We start from the raw sequence: 14,908 nt of genomic DNA, 5'->3' as shown, positions 1-14,908 counted from the left end.
TCAGGCGGTCCCGGCGCGCTTCAGCGCCGCGGGGAGCTCCGCGTCCGTGGGGCCCGTGGTCCCGTCGAGCCGCAGGCGCAAGGTCGCCTTCGCCCCGCCGGTCTCGACGCTCTCCATGCGCAGCACCGCGCTCATGCGCGAGGCCATCATCGAGCTGATGTACAGCCCGAGCCCCATCCCGCCCTGGGACATCTTCGTCGTCTGGAACGGCTCCCCGAGCCGCCCGGCGATCTCGGGGCTCAGCCCCGGACCGGTGTCCGAGACGGCGATCTCGCAGACCTCGCCGCGCTCGAGCACGCTGACCTCGATCCGCTGCTCGGCCGCGTCCGCCGTGGCCTCGGCGGCGTTGGCGAGCAGGTTGACGAGCACCTGGCGCAGCGCCGGCCTGAGCACGTTCGCCTGCACGGGCCGCGGCGTGTCGAACGCGAGCTCGCCCCGGTAGCCGAGCCGCGCGAGCTCGACCTTCGCGAGATCGCGCACGTAGCGGGTCAGCTCGAGGGGCTCCAGGCGCTGGTCGAGCCGGATCTGGCCGCGCATCAGGCTGATGATGTCGCTCGCCCGGCGCGCCTCGCCGGCCACCGTCTCGGCCATGCGCGCCGCGTCCTCCGAGCCCGTCTCGCGCGCGACGTCGACGAGGTCCTTGCTCGCGAGGAGGATCGTCGCGAGCGGCGTGCTGAGCTCGTGCGACATGCCGCCGACCATGCGCCCGAGCATCGCGAGCCGCTCGTTCCGCTGGCTCTGCTGGCGCAGCTCCTCGAGCCGGTGCGCGTAGACGACGACGAAGAAGCCGAGGAACAGCGTCAGCGACGTGAGCGACACGAGGTCGCCGAGCTGCCGGATGCGATCGCTGCCGAGCGGCGCGGAGTCGAGCGGCAGCGGCGCCGCGTTCGCGAGCACGCCGATCGCGATCAGCGTCAGCAGGCCGACGAGCACGGTCGTGCGCCGCGGGCAGAGCAGGCCGGAGAGGGCGATGTGGAAGGTGAGGAAGACGGCGAACGGGTTCTCCAGCCCGCCCGAGAACCAGAGCATCCAGGCGCTCGCGATCACGTCGCCCACGAGCTGGGCGCGCGCGAGATCCTGCGCGGGCTCGCGCGCCGACGGCTCGCCGCCGGCCCGCCGGCGCGCGCGCCGCACCCGGAACGTCCACGCGACGTTGGCCGCCGTGATCGCCGCGATGCCGAGGACGAGCGGCGCGAGCCGGAGGTCGGGCACGAGCTTCCGGCTCGCGACCGTCGTCGCGATCATCCCCGCGATCGCCACCCAGCGGAGCTGGATCAGCCAGCGGTCGGCGGTCTCCCACGACGGGGGCTTCGGCCCGGACAGCAGCACCGCGAGGCGGCGCCGCGCCGCCGGCGGCGCGCTGCCCTTCGCCGGGTCGGAGCCCGCATCAAGTGACCATGACTGGAAAGAGGATTGCATCCGCGCGCGGACAGGGAGGGCTTGGCAGGGCGCGATCGCGGCGTCCGGAGTTCAGCCCCGGAGCAACCTTCCGACGTTGCCTTGCGACGGTCCCTTGTACCGCGCACGAAAGCCGCGAGCACGCTCGAGGTGCGCCGGAGCGCACCCCGGGGTGCCGGCGAGAGAAACCTGAACGGTTTCCGTGACTTGGAATTGTTGGCTGGCTTACAGTCTGCCGCGCGCTGCGGGGCCGGGCGCCCCGCAGCGAGGCAGCAGGGCGGTCAGTGGGGGCCTTCGGTCCCCTGGTGGACCTGCGTGGGCGGCGGGGCGACCTTGTGCGGCCGCTTGACCTGCCAGTTGTCGACGGCGCGCTTCCCGTCGAACGGCGCCTTCACGTCCGCGGGCCGCTCGGCCTCGATCGGCTCGGCCCGGCCGCGGTTGTTCGTGTCGAACATCGTGAAGCCGATGAAGATCGCCAGGAAGATCAGCGACGACAGGAAGATCAGCATGTGGAACTTATGGTCCCACTTGAGGTGCATGAAGATGAGGGCCACGACGCCCGCCTTCACCGTCGCGATGAGGATCGCGACGGCCAGGTTGGCCGCGCCGAGGTCGACGTAGCTCGCGCCCACGGTGACGACCGTGAGCACGAGCAGCGCGAGCCACGTGGCGATGTAGACCTTGAGCGGCAGGACGTGAGGCACGTGGTCCGCGCCGTGCCCGTGGCCATGACCGTGCCCGTGCCCGTGCGCGCCGGCTGCTTCTGCGTGTGTCGACATGCTGTCCTCTAGGCCTCAGCCCACCAGGTAGAGCAGGGGGAACAGATAGATCCAGATGAGGTCGACGAGGTGCCAGTACAGCCCCACCCCCTCGACCGGCGAGTAGTAACGGCTCGAGAACTCACCGCGCGTGTTGCGGATGAGGATCCACGTGATGAGCCCCATCCCGATGAGGACGTGCACCCCGTGGATGCCCGTCATCATGAAGTAGATGGCAAAGAAGATCCCCGCGTGGGCCGTCTGGAAGCCCTGGGCGGTGAAGTACTTCCCGGGCAGGAGGCCGTCGTGGAACTTGTGCTGGTACTCGAAGTACTTGATCACGAGGAAGGCGGCCGCGCACAAGAGCGTGATCACGAGCAGCCGCGTGGTGTTCTTCTGATCGCTCTTCTGCGCCGACCGGACGGCGAGCGCCATCGTCAGGCTGGAGCAGATGAGCACCACCGTGTTGACGCCGCCCATCACCTTGTCGAGGTGATGGTGGGCCTCGACGAAGGAGTCGAAGAACCACGTCCGGAAGATCGCGAACGCGCAGAACAGCCCGCCGAAGAGGAGGATCTCGGTGACCAGGAAGAGCCAGATGCCCATCCTGCCAGCGTCGAACTGCGTGTCCGCGGAGTCGAAATGATGGGCGACGTGGAAATCGGGGGACAGGACGGGGCCTGCCTTGTTCGGCCGCTCGGCGGCCGGGGCGTGCGCGCTCATGCGTTCTCCGTGTTGAAGTCGTAGGCGCCCTTGGTCACGATCGGGGTGCGGACGAAGTTCTCGGTGATGGGCGGGGAGGCGGTGGTCCACTCGAGGCTGAGACCGCCCCAGGGGTTCTTCGGCGCCGGAGCGCCGGAGCGCAGCGACTTGACGAAGCAGACGAACATCACCATGACGCCGGCGCCCAGGATCCACGAGCCCACGGTCGAGAAGGCGTGCAGCGGCTGGAACTGGTCCAGGTAGTTGTAGTAGCGGCGCGGCATCCCGCGGCTGCCCAGGATGAACTGCGAGAAGAACGTGACGTTGAAGCCGATGAAGATGAGCACGCAGGCGATGGCCGCGAGCCGCTCCGAGTACATCTTCCCGGTGATCTTGGGCCACCAGTGGTGGAGCCCGCCGAAGTAGGCGATGACGGTGCCGCCCACCATCACGTAGTGGAAGTGCGCGACCACGAAGTACGTGTCGTGGAGGTGCAGGTCGACGCTGAGCATCCCGAGGAACACGCCGGTGAGGCCGCCGATCGAGAAGAGGATGAGGAACGACAGCGCGTACAGCATCGGCGCGTTGAAGCTGATCGAGCCGCGCCACAGCGTGGCCGTCCAGTTGAACACCTTCACGCCGCTGGGGATGGCGACGAGGAAGGTCAGGAACGAGAAGATGATCGCGGCGAACTCGCTCTGGCCCGAGGTGAACATGTGGTGGCCCCACACGAGGAAGCCGACGAGGGCGATGGCGACGCTGGAGAAGGCGATCGCCTTGTAGCCGAAGACCCGGCGCCGCGCGTGGACGGCGATGAGCTCGCTGATGATGCCCATGCCCGGCAGGATCATGATGTAGACGGCCGGGTGGCTGTAGAACCAGAAGAAGTGCTGGTAGAGCACCGGGTCGCCGCCGAGCGCCGGGTCGAAGATGCCGATGCTGAACGCGCGCTCCGCGATGAGCAGGAGGAGCGTGATACCGAGGACGGGGGTCGCGAGGATCTGGACGATGCTGGTCGCGTAGGTCGCCCAGAGCATGAGCGGCATCTTGTACCAGCCCATCCCGGGCGCCCGGAGCTTGTGCATCGTGACGATGAAGTTCAGCCCGGTGAGCACGCTGGAGAAGCCGAGGATGAACACGCCGAACGTGACGCTCAGGACCGACGTCGTCGTCACCGTGCTCGAGTACGGCACGTAGAACGTCCAGCCGGTGTCGATGCCGCCCGTGAGGAGCGACGAGAGCGTGAAGAGGGCGCCGATCCAGTAGAGATACAGGCTGAGGAGGTTCAGCTTGGGGAAGGCGACGTCCTTCGCGCCGATCATGATCGGCAGGAGGAAGTTGCCGAGCGCGCCGGGGATGCTCGGGATGATGAACAGGAAGGTCATCACCGCCCCGTGGAGCGTGAACATCTGGTTGTAGGCGTTCGCGCTCATGATCGTCGCCTTCGGCGTCAGGAGCTCGAGACGCAGGACGAGCGCGAACAGGCCGCCCATCAGGAACGCGACGAATGTACTGGCGAGGTACATCAGGCCGATCCGCTTGTGATCGACCGTGGTGAGCCACGACATGATCCCGCTCTTGGCCCGGATGTAATCCGATCCGTGGCCGGCGTCGGGCGCCGTATTGACGTCGGCGGTGGTTACTGTCTGCGACATGACTGCTTCTCCCCGGCGCTCACTTCACCGTCTTGAGGTAAGCGATGAGCGCGTCCACTTCTCTGTCCTTGAGGAGCCCCTTGAACGACGGCATCACCGGCGGGTAGCCGCGCACGACCTGGCCGGCCGGGTTGAACACGCTCTCGCGGAAGTAGTTCTCGTCCGCGATGATCTTCGACCCGTCCGCGAGCTCCTCCTCGCGGCCGAAGAGGCCCTTGAGCGAGGGGCCCTGGAGGCGCGTGCCGTCGAGCGAGTGGCAGGTCGCGCAGCTCCGCTTGGCGAAGAGCGTCTTGCCGAGCTCCTCGGGCGGGAGGTCGCTGTTGTTGTTGCCCTCGAGCCACTTCTCGAAGTCCGACGGCTCCATCACCTTCACGGTCGCCATCATATCCGAGTGGCCGGAGCCGCAGTACTCGGTGCACAGCATCACCGTCTCGCGCACCTCCGTCGCCTCGAACCAGACCGACGTGTACGAGCCCGGGACCATGTCCTGCTTCACCCGGAACTCCGGGATGTAGAAGCTGTGGAGGATGTCCTTCGAGCTCAGGATGATCCGCACCGGGCGCCCGCGCGGCACGGCGAGCTCGTTCACGGTCGTCGTGCCGTCGGGGTAGGTGAAGGTCCACAGGTACATCTCGCCCGTGGCGTTGATCTCGTAGGACTCGGCCGGCGCGACGGAGGCGTGCACGTAGCCGCGCATGCCCACGAAGAAGAGCGCGATCAAGATGGCGAGCGGGGTCAGCGTCCACACGACCTCGACCGTCGTGCTGTGGTCGATGGGGCTCGTCTTGTCGTTCTCGCTGCGCCGCCGGTACTTCACCGCGAACAGCACGACCGCCCCGGTGACCAGGACGAAGAAGACGACGGAGACCCAGTAAGCCGCGTCCCAGCCGGCGTCGATGCGCTCAGCGAGCGTCGAGCCCTGGCGGGGCAGCCAGAACGAGCCGAGTTCGATCGGGTTTTTCATCACCATAGTTGTGGCTCCGCCACCTTGTATCCTAGGAAGCCTCGTTTACGCGCGCCCTCGTGCGAGAGCGTTCAGTCCGCCAGAAGCGAATGAGCCAGAGCCCGATCAGCACGACCGTGACGGCGCCCGACGCCTTCATCAGCCGCTTCGTCGCGAGGACGTACCCCCGGGCGTTTGGATCGTAATGGAAACAGAACAGGAGCACCCGATCCCAGGCGCTCCCCACCTTCCCGCTGCCCGCTTCGCGCAGCGCGAGGCCGAAGTTCTTCTGTGGAAAAGAGATGCCGTACAGCGTACGCGACAGGCGCCCGTCCGGCGTGAACACGAACGCGCCTGCGGCGTGTGCGTACTGCTTCGTCGTCTCGTCCCATCGGTAGCCGAAGCCCACGGCGTTGGCGAGCGCGCGCACCGACGCCTCGTCCCCCACAAGGAAGTCGAAGCCGTCGCCGGTGACCGGCCTGCCGTAGGCCTCAATATAGTTCGCCCGCTTCTTTCGCGCAGCTTCGGGCGTGTCGCGCGGGTCGAAGCTCACGACGAGGGTGCGGTACTCCTCGCCCGCGCTCCACTCGTTCTCCTTCATGGCTTGCAGCACGCCGTTCAGGACCAGCGAGCACAGCATCGGGCACTCGTAATAACCGAGCACCAGGACGAGGGGCTTGTCCCCCGTCGCATAGCGGCCGAGCTCGACCTCCTGCCCCGACTGGTCCCGGAGCCGGAGATCGCGCGGGAGCTGGGCCCCCGGCCGCTCCTCGATATCGACGCCGGTGAGCTCGGGAGGAATGGTCGTGTCCGCCGCCCGCGCGGCCCGCGCCGGGGCGGCCGCGACCACCACGAGCGCGAGCAGGGCGAGCAGGGCGGACAGCGGGCGGGACATCACTGCACCGGAGCAGGAGGCGCCGGCGTGGGCGCCGCGCCTCCGGGCTGGGCGGGCTTGGCGTCCGCAGGCTTCGCGGGCTGGGCGGGCTTTGCGTCGGCCGGCTTGGCCTCCGCGGGCTTGGCGTCGGCCGGCTTGGCCTCCGCGGGCTTGTTCGCGGCGTCGGCCGGCTTCGCCGCGTCCTTGTCGCCGGGCTTCGCCGCGTCCTGGCCCTGGAGCGGCGCGCCGCTCTCGGCGTTCGGCGCCGCGGCCTCGTCGGGCTTCGCGTTGCTGTCCTCGGGCTGCCCCGGCTGCGTCGCCGCCGCGGTCGCGCCGGGGACGGGCTGCCCGATGCGCTTCTCCTGGTACGCCTTCAGCGTGAGCGCCACCGCCTGGTCGACCGGGATGCGGACGATGCCGTCCTTCTCGTTCGCCCACTGGTAGTGGCTGAGGCGCTCCTGCTCCATGGCGCGCAGGCCGCGGAGCGCGCTGTTCGGCGGCTCGAGCACCTTGCTCGAGATCTCGCGCTCCATCGTCGCCTTGAAGACCTCGTTGACGAAGAGGACGGTCACCACGAGGGAGAGCAGCGTGGCGACCACGATCACGAAGATGAGCGTGTTGTTCGGTCGATCCGCCTCGGCGTGCTCGTGCTCGCCGTGCTGGGTCGCGGTGCTTTCGGTCGCTTCGCTCATGGCCGGCTCCTTACGGGTTGTCGATCCGAGCCGCTTCGGCAAGGTGAGGGTCGTTCAGAGGATACAGCGGGCTCTTGGCCGCTTGAAGCGAGAGCACCCAGGCTCCCACGCCCAGCGGTCCGAGCAAGCCGGCGGCGTCGATCCAGCTGAGGTGCGCGCCGTGGTGATCCACGTTCGGCATGACCAGCCAGTAGAGGTCGACGTAGTGCATCACGAGGAGGAGCACCGACGCCGCGCCGAGGACCAGCGGGCTCCGCTTTGCGTGTCGCGAGAGGAGGACGAGGAACGGCACGACGAAGTGGCCGAACAAGAGAGCCAGGCTGACGGCCTTCCACGAGCCCTCCCAGCGGTGACGATAGAAGATCGTCTCCTCCGGGATGTTGGCGTACCAGATCAGGATGAACTGCGAGAACGCGATGTACGCCCAGAAGATCGTGAAGCCGAAGAGGAGCTTGCCGATGTCGTGCTGGCGCTCGACGTTGCTCACCTTGCGCAGGAGCCCCGCCTTGTGCAGCGCGATCGTGATCAGCGCGAGCGCCGAGAGCGAGCTCGTGGCCGAGCCGGCGAACACGTAGACGCCGAAGATCGTCGAGTACCAGTGCGGGTCGATGCTCATCAGCCAGTCGAACGCCGCGAACGAGATGGTGAGCCCGAAGATCATGACGGCCGGCGCGCTGAAGGCGCGCATCTTCGCCGTGGGCCGGAAGTCGGCGCTCTCGTCCTGCGCCCGCGAGGTCTTGCTGAACCACACCGCGAGGGCCGCCCACGCCGCGAGGAACACGACGGCGCGGATGTAGAAGAAGGTCGCGTTCAGGTAGGGCGCCTTCTGGTGCAGGATGTGATCGTTCGCGGCCTCGGGCGACATCCAGTGGTGGTAGATGTCGTGGGCGAGCACCGCGACCGGGAGGAACAGCACGGCGCAGGCGGGCAGGACGCCGCTCATCCACTCCATGTGGCGGCGCGCGGCCGCCGACCAGCGCGCGCGGGTCAGGTGCTGGATGATCACGAAGAACAGCGCGCCGAGCCCGATCGTCACGAGCCAGGTGAAGCCGGTCAGGTACGAGAACGCAAAACGCTTCGCGTCGACGACCGCCGCCAGCGCCGAGAGCGCCACGCCGACGATCGCGAGCACCATGCTCCTCGAGACGAGCCGCTTCGCGACCGCCTTATCGAGGACCTTCGCGTCCTCGGCCAGAGCACTTCCGTGGGACTTCATGGAGTTCCGCTCTCCTTCGCGATGTTGCCCCGCTGGGTCTCAGGGACGTCGTCGATGCGGCCGTGCTGGCTCTGCTGCAGCACGCGCACCCACGTGACGATCGCCCACCGGTCCCGGACCGGGATCTGCTTCCGATAAGCCGGCATGTTCCGCACGCCGTTCGTGATGACGTGGAAGATCTCGCCGTCGGGCAGCCCGCGCGCCCTGTCGGACGCGAGGTCGATCGGCGGCGGGTAGCCGCGCTTCACCACCATGCCCTGCCCGCTGCCGCTCTGGTCGTGGCAGGGCGCACAGTAGATGTTGAAGCGGTCCTGGCCGCGCCGGACCACCGACTCGTCGACGGTGATGGGCGCCATGGCCAGGAACGTGTCGCCGTCCTTGCCGGTCCGGAAGGCGTCGCTCTCGTCGAGCGCGCCTTGGGCCACCGTGCCCTCGACGAGCGGCCGCATGGCGCGCCCGTCGGGGAACAGCCGGGTGCCCTCCTCGGGCTGGAACTTCGGCTGCCAGTCCATGTCCCCGAAGACGTGGATCGGCGGATCGCTGCTCGCCTGTCCGCGGCAGCCCGCCAGGAGGACGAGGAGGGGAATACACCAGCGTTTCACGCGGAGACCTCCCGGATGCCCTGCGCGCCGACGCGCTGGAGGAGGTTGCGTGTCTCGGTGGCGTCGAACTTCGGATCGGTCACCTCGACGCTGATGAAGAAGGCGTCGTCGGTCGCCCGGGGGAACGAGGGGTGCGTCATGGTGGGGTGGAAGAAGGACGGCAGGCGCCCGAGCACGAAGAGCCCGAAGAAGCACGTGAGCGCCGAGAAGAGGACCGTGAGCTCGAAGAAGATCGGGATGAAGGCCTGGTACGAGAACGACGGCTTGCCGCTGATGATGAGCGGATAGTCGTAGAGCTGCGTGTACCAGGCGAGCAGGACGGCGCTGACGAGCCCCGTCACGCCGCCCGTGAGCACGAGCCACGGCAGGGGAGAGGGCTTGAGCCCCATCGCCTTCTCCAGCCCGTGCACGGGGAACGGCGTGTGCGCGTCGAAGCGGCTGTACCCGGCGTCCCGGAGCGCCTCGCACGCGTGGTAGATGTCTGCCGGGCTCGTGAAGTAGCCCATGAGCGCGTACGGGATCCGCTCGCCGGACGCCTCCAGGGCCGCGTCCTGCTCGTGCCGGCGCTCGACCTGGCGCTCGGAGGTGAGCAGGGCCTTGCCGTGCGGCCCCTCCTCGTGGGGCTTGTCGTACTCGGCCTCGTCGGCCGGCACGAAGCCCTGCGGCTTGTCGTCGGCCGCGCCGGCGCGGGCCGAGTCCCTTGCCTCCTCGGCGGAGGCGGCCTCCTCGGAGCGCTTCTGGCTCGGAGGGTCGCTGTCACGCTGCATGGTGCGCCTCCTCGTGCTTGTGCGAGCCGTGCGGATCGGCCGCCGGCGTGATCCCCTTCACCTCGCTGATCGCGACCATCGGCAGGTAGCGGACGAACAGCAGGAAGAGGGTGAAGAAGAGGCCGAACGAGCCGAAGAACGTCGAGATGTCCCAGATGGTCGGGCGGAAGTAGGTCCAGCTCGAGGGGAGGAAGTCCCTGTGGAGGCTCGTCACGATGATGACGAAGCGCTCGAACCACATCCCGATGTTGACCAGGATCGAGATGATGAACATGGCGGGGATGCTGGTGCGCACCTTCTTGAACCAGAAGAGCTGCGGGAAGATCACGTTGCAGCTCACCATCGTCCAGTAGGCCCAGGCGTACGGGCCGAGGATGCGGTTCGCGAAGGCGAAGCGCTCGTACGGGTTGCCGCTGTACCAGGCGATGAAGAGCTCCATCGCGTACGCGTAGCCGACCATGGTGCCCGTCGCGACGATCACCTTGTTCATGTTCTCGAGGTGCCGGATGGTGATGAGCCCCTCGAGGCCGAACGCCTTGCGCGCGAACACCATCAGCGTGACGACCATCGCGAACCCGCTGAAGATGGCGCCCGCGACGAAGTACGGCGGGAAGATGGTGGTGTGCCAGCCGGGGACGATCGAGACGGCGAAGTCGAACGACACGATCGTGTGCACGCTGAGCACGAGCGGCGTCGAGAGCCCGGCGAAGATGAGGTACGCCTTCTCGTAGTGGAGCCAGTGGCGGTGCGAGCCGCGCCAGCCGAGGCTCAGGATCCCGAAGACGATCTGCTTCGTCCGGGTCGTGGCCCGGTCGCGGAGCGTGGCGATGTCGGGGATGAGCCCGACGAACCAGAAGAGCGCCGAGACCGTCGCGTACGTCGAGACGGCGAACACGTCCCAGAGCAGCGGGCTCTTGAAGTTCGGCCAGATGCTCATCTGGTTCGGGATCGGGAACAGCCAGTGCGCGAACCAGATCCGGCCGAGGTGGGCGACCGGGTAGATGGCGGCGCACGCGACGGCGAAGATCGTCATCGCCTCGGCCGCGCGGTTGATGCTCGTCCTCCACTTCTGGCGGAAGAGGAAGAGGATGGCGCTGATCAGCGTGCCGGCGTGGCCGATACCGACCCAGAACACGAAGCCGGTGATGTCCCACGCCCAGTTGACCGTGGTGTTCAGGCCCCAGATGCCGATACCGGTCCCGACGAGGTGGACCAGCGAGCCGCCGAGGATGAGCAGGATGCTGATGGCAAGGCACAGCAGGATGAACCATCCCGAGGGCGCCTTGTTGAGCACGATGCCCGTGACTTTGTCGGTGATCGAGCGGAAGTCGTCCTTCCCCTGCACGAGCGGCGCCTCGTCCAAGAGGGCGGCGCGCTCCGAGAGCCGGGGGTGTTCGACCTGGAGGGGTGCTGTGGCGCTCATGCGTCGGCGAGCTCCGGGTTCTTGTTGCGGATCTTCGCGAGGTACGTGACCCGCGGCTTCGTGTTGATCTCGTCGAGCATCCGGTAGCCGCGCGGGCTCGCGGACGTCACGGAGACCTGGCTCTGCTGGTCGTTGAGGTCGCCGAAGACGATGGCCCGCGTCGGGCAGGCGCCCTGGCACGCGGTCACGACCTCACCGTCCTTGACGTGCTCCCGTCCCTCTCGCTTGGCCTCGATCTTGGCGTGGTTGATCCGCTGCACGCAGAAGGTGCACTTCTCCATGACGCCCCGCGACCGGACGGTGACGTTGGGGTTGTATTGCATCTTCCGGTGCTCGGAGTCCGGCTGGCCGTACTCGAAGAAGTTGAAGCGACGGACCTTGTACGGGCAGTTGTTGGCGCAGTACTTCGTGCCGACGCACCGGTTGTACGCCATGTCGTTCAGCCCCTCGGGGCTGTGCGCCGTGGCGGCGACCGGGCAGACCTGCTCGCACGGCGCGTTCTCGCAGTGCTGGCAGGGGAGCGGCTGCTGGATGCTCTCCGGCTCGTCCGGGTTCGTGCCCTGGTAGTAGCGGTCGATGCGCAGCCAGTGCATCTCGCGGGTCTCGCGCACGCCGTCGGCGCCGACGACCGGGATGTTGTTCTCGGCCTGGCAGGCGACGACGCACGCGTTGCATCCGATGCAGGCGTTGAGGTCGATGCTCATGCCCCAGGCGTGCCCCTGCCTGCGGTTCGGCTCCTTGAAGAGGCTGAACAGCGCCGGCACGTGGACCTGCTTCTTGGCGAACTCGGGGTCGCCCTGGAGCTGGGCGAGCGTCCCCTCGCGCGCGAGCGGGCGGCCCTCCATGACGAAGTGCTCCTGCGTGCGCGCGAGCGCCGCGACCTCGCCGGTCCTCTCGATCGAGAAGCCGCCGGCGACCTCGAAGGCGTCGCTCTTCCTGAGCGGGGTCGTGTCGACGCCGACGCCGCGCCCGACGCGGAGCTGCGCGCGCCGCCCCTGGCCGACGCTGATCGCGACCGAGTCGTCCGCCTGCCCCGGCGCGACGACGACGGGGAGCCGGACCTGCGCCCCGGCGCCCGAGAGCGTCACGACGTCGCCGTCCTTCAGGTTGAGCCGCGCCGCGGTCGACGGCGACAGACACGCGCCGTTGCCCCAGGTGACCTTCGTCATCGGGTGGGGCAGCTCCTGGAGCCAGCCGTTGTTCGCGAACCGCCCGTCCCAGGCGTGCAGGTCGGGCCGGAACGTCACCTCCAGGCCCTCGGCCGCCGCCGGGGCGAACGCCCGCAGCGCGTCGGCCGCGGCCTGCGGCGCGGCGGTGACCTGCTCGTCCGTGAGCTGCGTGCCCGCCACGACGCCGTCGTGCAGCGCGCGGCGGATGTCCTGCTCCGTGCGCCGCGCGCCCTCGGTGGTCAGCCACGTGGCGCGCACGAGGTCGTAGGCCGTCCGCGTGCCGCCGAGCAAAAGCTCGATGACCTCGGCGTCGGTCCTGCCGCCGAAGAGCGGCGCGATGAGCGGCTGCGCGATGCTGGCCGTCCCGTCCTCCGCGCGGACGTCGTTCCACGACTCGAGCGGGTGGGCGCGGTTCAGGTGCCAGCGCGAGCGCTCGCTCGTCTCGTCGACGTGCGTCGAGACGTGGACGCTGACGGCCACCTTGGCGAGCGCGTCGGCGAAGCGCGCGTCGGCGGGCGCGTCGAAGACCGGGTTGCCGCCGAGGATGAGCAGCGTCTCGACCTCGCCGCGCTCGATGGAGCGCGCGAGCTCGACGAGCGCCTCGGGGCCCTCGCGCGACTCGTCGAACGGCGCCACGAGGCGGACCGCCTTGCCGGTGTTGTCGAGGGCGGCGTTGATGAGCAGCGCGAGGGCGTGGACCTCCTTCGGCTGCGTGCGCCCGGCGACGACGGCGCCCAGGCCGCGGTTCGCCGCGAGATCGGCGGCGATGGCGGCGACGTACCGGGTCGCCTTGGCGTCGAGCCCCTCCGACTTGCCCTCGATCGCCTTGAGCACGTCCGCGTCGATCGCGACCCCGCGCTTGCCGAGCTCGGCGGCGAGCGCGAACGTGAAGGCGGGGATCTTGCGGCTCTGGATGCGGAGCCGGTGATCCGCCGACGCGCCGGTGATCGTGAAGGTGCTCTCGATGGAGTACAGGCGGTTCATCGCCTGCGCGTCCTTGTCGACCGCGCGGCCCGCGGCGAACCCGCGCGCCTGCTTGACCGGGCTGCCGTCGGTGCCGAACAGGTCGGCGTCGAGCGCGACGATCACGCGCGCCTTGGCGAGGTCGAGCGAGGTCTCGAGCGGCCTGCCGAAGGCGAGCCGCGCGCCCTCGCGGGCGGCGTCGCGCGAGAACGGCTCGTACCGGACGACGCGCGCCTCCGGCAGCGTCTTGCGCAGGTCGGCGAGGCGCGCCGCCAGCGTGGGCGAGCGGTGGGCCTCGGTCAGGATGGTGAGCCCCTTGCCGCCGCGGCCGCGGAGCTTGTCGCCCTCGGCGCGCAGGAACGTGGCCGCGTCGTCCCACGACTTCGCGTTCGCCCCCTCGCGCGGCGAGGTGCTGCGATCGGGATCGTAGAGGTCGAGGACCGCGGCCTGCGTGTAGATCGTCGTCGCGCCGAGGCTCTCGGGGTGCTTCGGGTTGCCCTCGATCTTCGTGGGCCGCCCCTCGTGGCTCTCGACGAGGACGCCGAACGCGGTGCCCATCATCGGCAGCGCGGTGGCGAAGAAGAGCGGCTGGCCGGGGATGACCTCCTCCGGCGCGCGCGAGTACGGCAGGATCTGCTCGACGGGCCGGCGGCAGCCGACGAGGCCGCCGAGCGCGAGCGACGCGCCCATGAGGGAGAGGAACGTGCGCCGCCCGACGCCGTCCCCGTCCGCCGGCGGCTCGATCGCGCCCGGCGGGAACTCGCGCGCGAGCGCGTCGACGAAGGCGGGGGAGCCGGCGAGCTCGTTCAGGCTGCGCCAGTAGGTCTTTCCAGAGAGATCCTGGGCGAGGGGGAGAGGTGTTCGTTTCATCGGTGGCACCCCGAGCAGTGGAGCGGCGCCTGCACCTGCCGCCCGGAGGTCGTGACCGCTGGCACGCGATCTTGATAAGGTTCCGGGTTCGGGGGGACGACCCCGGCCGCCATGACGGCCGTCGACGGCGCCATATCCATCTTCGTGACGTCGGCGGGATTGCGGAGGTGGGGGCCCGGATTGCGGTGGCAGTCCAGACACCATCCCATCGAGAGCGGCGCGACCTGCCGGACCTTGTGCATCTGATCGACGCGGCCGTGGCAGCTCACGCATCCGACCCCTGCGGCCAGGTGGGCCGAGTGGTCGAAATAGGCATAGTCGGGCAGGTTGTGGACGCGCACCCAGGGAATGGGTTGATCGCTCGCCCAGCTTTCCTGCACGAGAAGAAGCTTTTCGCTGTCCCTCCGCACCTTGGCATGACAGTTCATGCACGTTTCGGTCGGTGGAACGGCGGCGAAGCCGGAGACTTCCACAGTGTTGTGGCAGTACCGGCAGTCAATACCGAGGTCGCCGGCGTGCAGCTTGTGTGAGTAATCGACCGGTTGATCCGGTTGATACCCGACCTCGATATGTTTGTTGGTACCGTAGTACCAGAATCCGCCGATCACAGCGGCGCCGAGGGGCAGGACTCCGAAGAGGAGCCCCAGCGGGACCACTTTGTTGGCCCATCGTGGGAACAGGAACCGAGCCATAGGGTTTGTGTAGCGTCGGAGCGACGCGCGGGCCCAGTTATGTCCTTCTGGTGGGGTGCGACAAGACGGCAAAACGCCGCGTGACCGCGGCAGATTGCCGCGGGGGAGGGCCGTGGCCCAGCGGCGCGGCAGGCCGCCGCGTCGCGCGGCAACTTGCCGCGGCTTGCTGGGTTCACCCTTACGG

Annotated in this window: 13 protein-coding genes; all 13 read right to left on the bottom strand. The window is 68.7% G+C overall.

Annotation, left to right across the window (positions count from 1 at the left end):
• The 13 genes from WMF24_RS39155 to WMF24_RS39095 all read right to left on the bottom strand — a co-directional run bounded on the left by WMF24_RS39155 (position 1) and on the right by WMF24_RS39095 (position 14,724).
• Positions 1 to 1,419 (bottom strand): sensor histidine kinase, encoded by a 1,419-nt coding sequence (locus tag WMF24_RS39155; protein WP_437732557.1) that lies wholly within the window; start codon positions 1,417 to 1,419, stop codon positions 1 to 3.
• A 260-nt stretch (positions 1,420 to 1,679) separates the two neighbouring features.
• On the bottom strand, positions 1,680 to 2,177 hold the full coding sequence (locus WMF24_RS39150) for a cytochrome C oxidase subunit IV family protein (protein WP_437732556.1): 498 nt from the start codon (positions 2,175 to 2,177) through the stop codon (positions 1,680 to 1,682).
• Positions 2,178 to 2,192: 15 nt separating this feature from the next.
• Positions 2,193 to 2,879: a cytochrome c oxidase subunit 3 family protein gene (locus tag WMF24_RS39145; protein ID WP_437732555.1), complete on the bottom strand. Its 687-nt coding sequence runs from the start codon at positions 2,877 to 2,879 to the stop codon at positions 2,193 to 2,195.
• On the bottom strand, positions 2,876 to 4,513 hold the full coding sequence (gene ctaD, locus WMF24_RS39140; RefSeq protein ID WP_437732554.1) for a cytochrome c oxidase subunit I: 1,638 nt from the start codon (positions 4,511 to 4,513) through the stop codon (positions 2,876 to 2,878). Before ctaD ends, WMF24_RS39145 begins: the two co-directional genes overlap by 4 nt.
• A 19-nt stretch (positions 4,514 to 4,532) precedes the next feature.
• A complete protein-coding gene (gene coxB / locus WMF24_RS39135) occupies positions 4,533 to 5,477 on the bottom strand; it encodes a cytochrome c oxidase subunit II (protein WP_437732553.1) in 945 nt (314 codons plus the stop codon).
• A gap of 31 nt (positions 5,478 to 5,508) precedes the next feature.
• Entirely contained in the window at positions 5,509 to 6,351 is an 843-nt protein-coding gene (locus tag WMF24_RS39130; protein WP_437732552.1) for an SCO family protein, read from the bottom strand.
• On the bottom strand, positions 6,351 to 7,022 hold the full coding sequence (locus WMF24_RS39125; protein ID WP_437732551.1) for a hypothetical protein: 672 nt from the start codon (positions 7,020 to 7,022) through the stop codon (positions 6,351 to 6,353). The genes WMF24_RS39130 and WMF24_RS39125 overlap by 1 nt, the downstream gene beginning before the upstream one ends.
• Positions 7,023 to 7,032: 10 nt before the next feature.
• Positions 7,033 to 8,238: a hypothetical protein gene (locus WMF24_RS39120; protein WP_437732550.1), complete on the bottom strand. Its 1,206-nt coding sequence runs from the start codon at positions 8,236 to 8,238 to the stop codon at positions 7,033 to 7,035.
• Entirely contained in the window at positions 8,235 to 8,840 is a 606-nt protein-coding gene (locus WMF24_RS39115; protein ID WP_437732549.1) for a c-type cytochrome, read from the bottom strand. The genes WMF24_RS39120 and WMF24_RS39115 overlap by 4 nt, the downstream gene beginning before the upstream one ends.
• The gene (locus WMF24_RS39110; RefSeq protein ID WP_437732548.1) at positions 8,837 to 9,607 is read right to left on the bottom strand and encodes a DUF3341 domain-containing protein; all 771 of its coding nucleotides are present in this window, start codon (positions 9,605 to 9,607) and stop codon (positions 8,837 to 8,839) included. The genes WMF24_RS39115 and WMF24_RS39110 overlap by 4 nt, the downstream gene beginning before the upstream one ends.
• A complete protein-coding gene (gene nrfD / locus WMF24_RS39105) occupies positions 9,597 to 11,030 on the bottom strand; it encodes an NrfD/PsrC family molybdoenzyme membrane anchor subunit (RefSeq protein ID WP_437732547.1) in 1,434 nt (477 codons plus the stop codon). Before nrfD ends, WMF24_RS39110 begins: the two co-directional genes overlap by 11 nt.
• Positions 11,027 to 14,032 carry a TAT-variant-translocated molybdopterin oxidoreductase gene (locus WMF24_RS39100; protein WP_437732546.1) on the bottom strand — a complete coding sequence of 1,002 codons (3,006 nt, stop codon included), beginning with the start codon at positions 14,030 to 14,032 and terminating at the stop codon, positions 11,027 to 11,029. The genes nrfD and WMF24_RS39100 overlap by 4 nt, the downstream gene beginning before the upstream one ends.
• Positions 14,029 to 14,724: a cytochrome c3 family protein gene (locus tag WMF24_RS39095; RefSeq protein ID WP_437732545.1), complete on the bottom strand. Its 696-nt coding sequence runs from the start codon at positions 14,722 to 14,724 to the stop codon at positions 14,029 to 14,031. Before WMF24_RS39095 ends, WMF24_RS39100 begins: the two co-directional genes overlap by 4 nt.
• Positions 14,725 to 14,908 lie beyond the last annotated feature (184 nt).

It is taken from the genome of Sorangium sp. So ce1335, assembly GCF_051521615.1.
In the GTDB taxonomy this organism is placed as follows: Bacteria; Myxococcota_A; Polyangia; order Polyangiales; family Polyangiaceae; genus Sorangium.
This window is presented reverse-complemented; position numbering and strand designations above follow the sequence as displayed.

Coding starts and splice junctions, on each gene's coding strand:
- WMF24_RS39155 (WP_437732557.1), bottom strand. CDS start 1,419: ATGCAATCCTCTTTCCAGTCATGGTCACTTGATGCGGGCTCCGACCCG.
- WMF24_RS39150 (WP_437732556.1), bottom strand. CDS start 2,177: ATGTCGACACACGCAGAAGCAGCCGGCGCGCACGGGCACGGGCACGGT.
- WMF24_RS39145 (WP_437732555.1), bottom strand. CDS start 2,879: ATGAGCGCGCACGCCCCGGCCGCCGAGCGGCCGAACAAGGCAGGCCCC.
- ctaD (WP_437732554.1), bottom strand. CDS start 4,513: ATGTCGCAGACAGTAACCACCGCCGACGTCAATACGGCGCCCGACGCC.
- coxB (WP_437732553.1), bottom strand. CDS start 5,477: ATGAAAAACCCGATCGAACTCGGCTCGTTCTGGCTGCCCCGCCAGGGC.
- WMF24_RS39130 (WP_437732552.1), bottom strand. CDS start 6,351: ATGTCCCGCCCGCTGTCCGCCCTGCTCGCCCTGCTCGCGCTCGTGGTG.
- WMF24_RS39125 (WP_437732551.1), bottom strand. CDS start 7,022: ATGAGCGAAGCGACCGAAAGCACCGCGACCCAGCACGGCGAGCACGAG.
- WMF24_RS39120 (WP_437732550.1), bottom strand. CDS start 8,238: ATGAAGTCCCACGGAAGTGCTCTGGCCGAGGACGCGAAGGTCCTCGAT.
- WMF24_RS39110 (WP_437732548.1), bottom strand. CDS start 9,607: ATGCAGCGTGACAGCGACCCTCCGAGCCAGAAGCGCTCCGAGGAGGCC.
- nrfD (WP_437732547.1), bottom strand. CDS start 11,030: ATGAGCGCCACAGCACCCCTCCAGGTCGAACACCCCCGGCTCTCGGAG.
- WMF24_RS39100 (WP_437732546.1), bottom strand. CDS start 14,032: ATGAAACGAACACCTCTCCCCCTCGCCCAGGATCTCTCTGGAAAGACC.
- WMF24_RS39095 (WP_437732545.1), bottom strand. CDS start 14,724: ATGGCTCGGTTCCTGTTCCCACGATGGGCCAACAAAGTGGTCCCGCTG.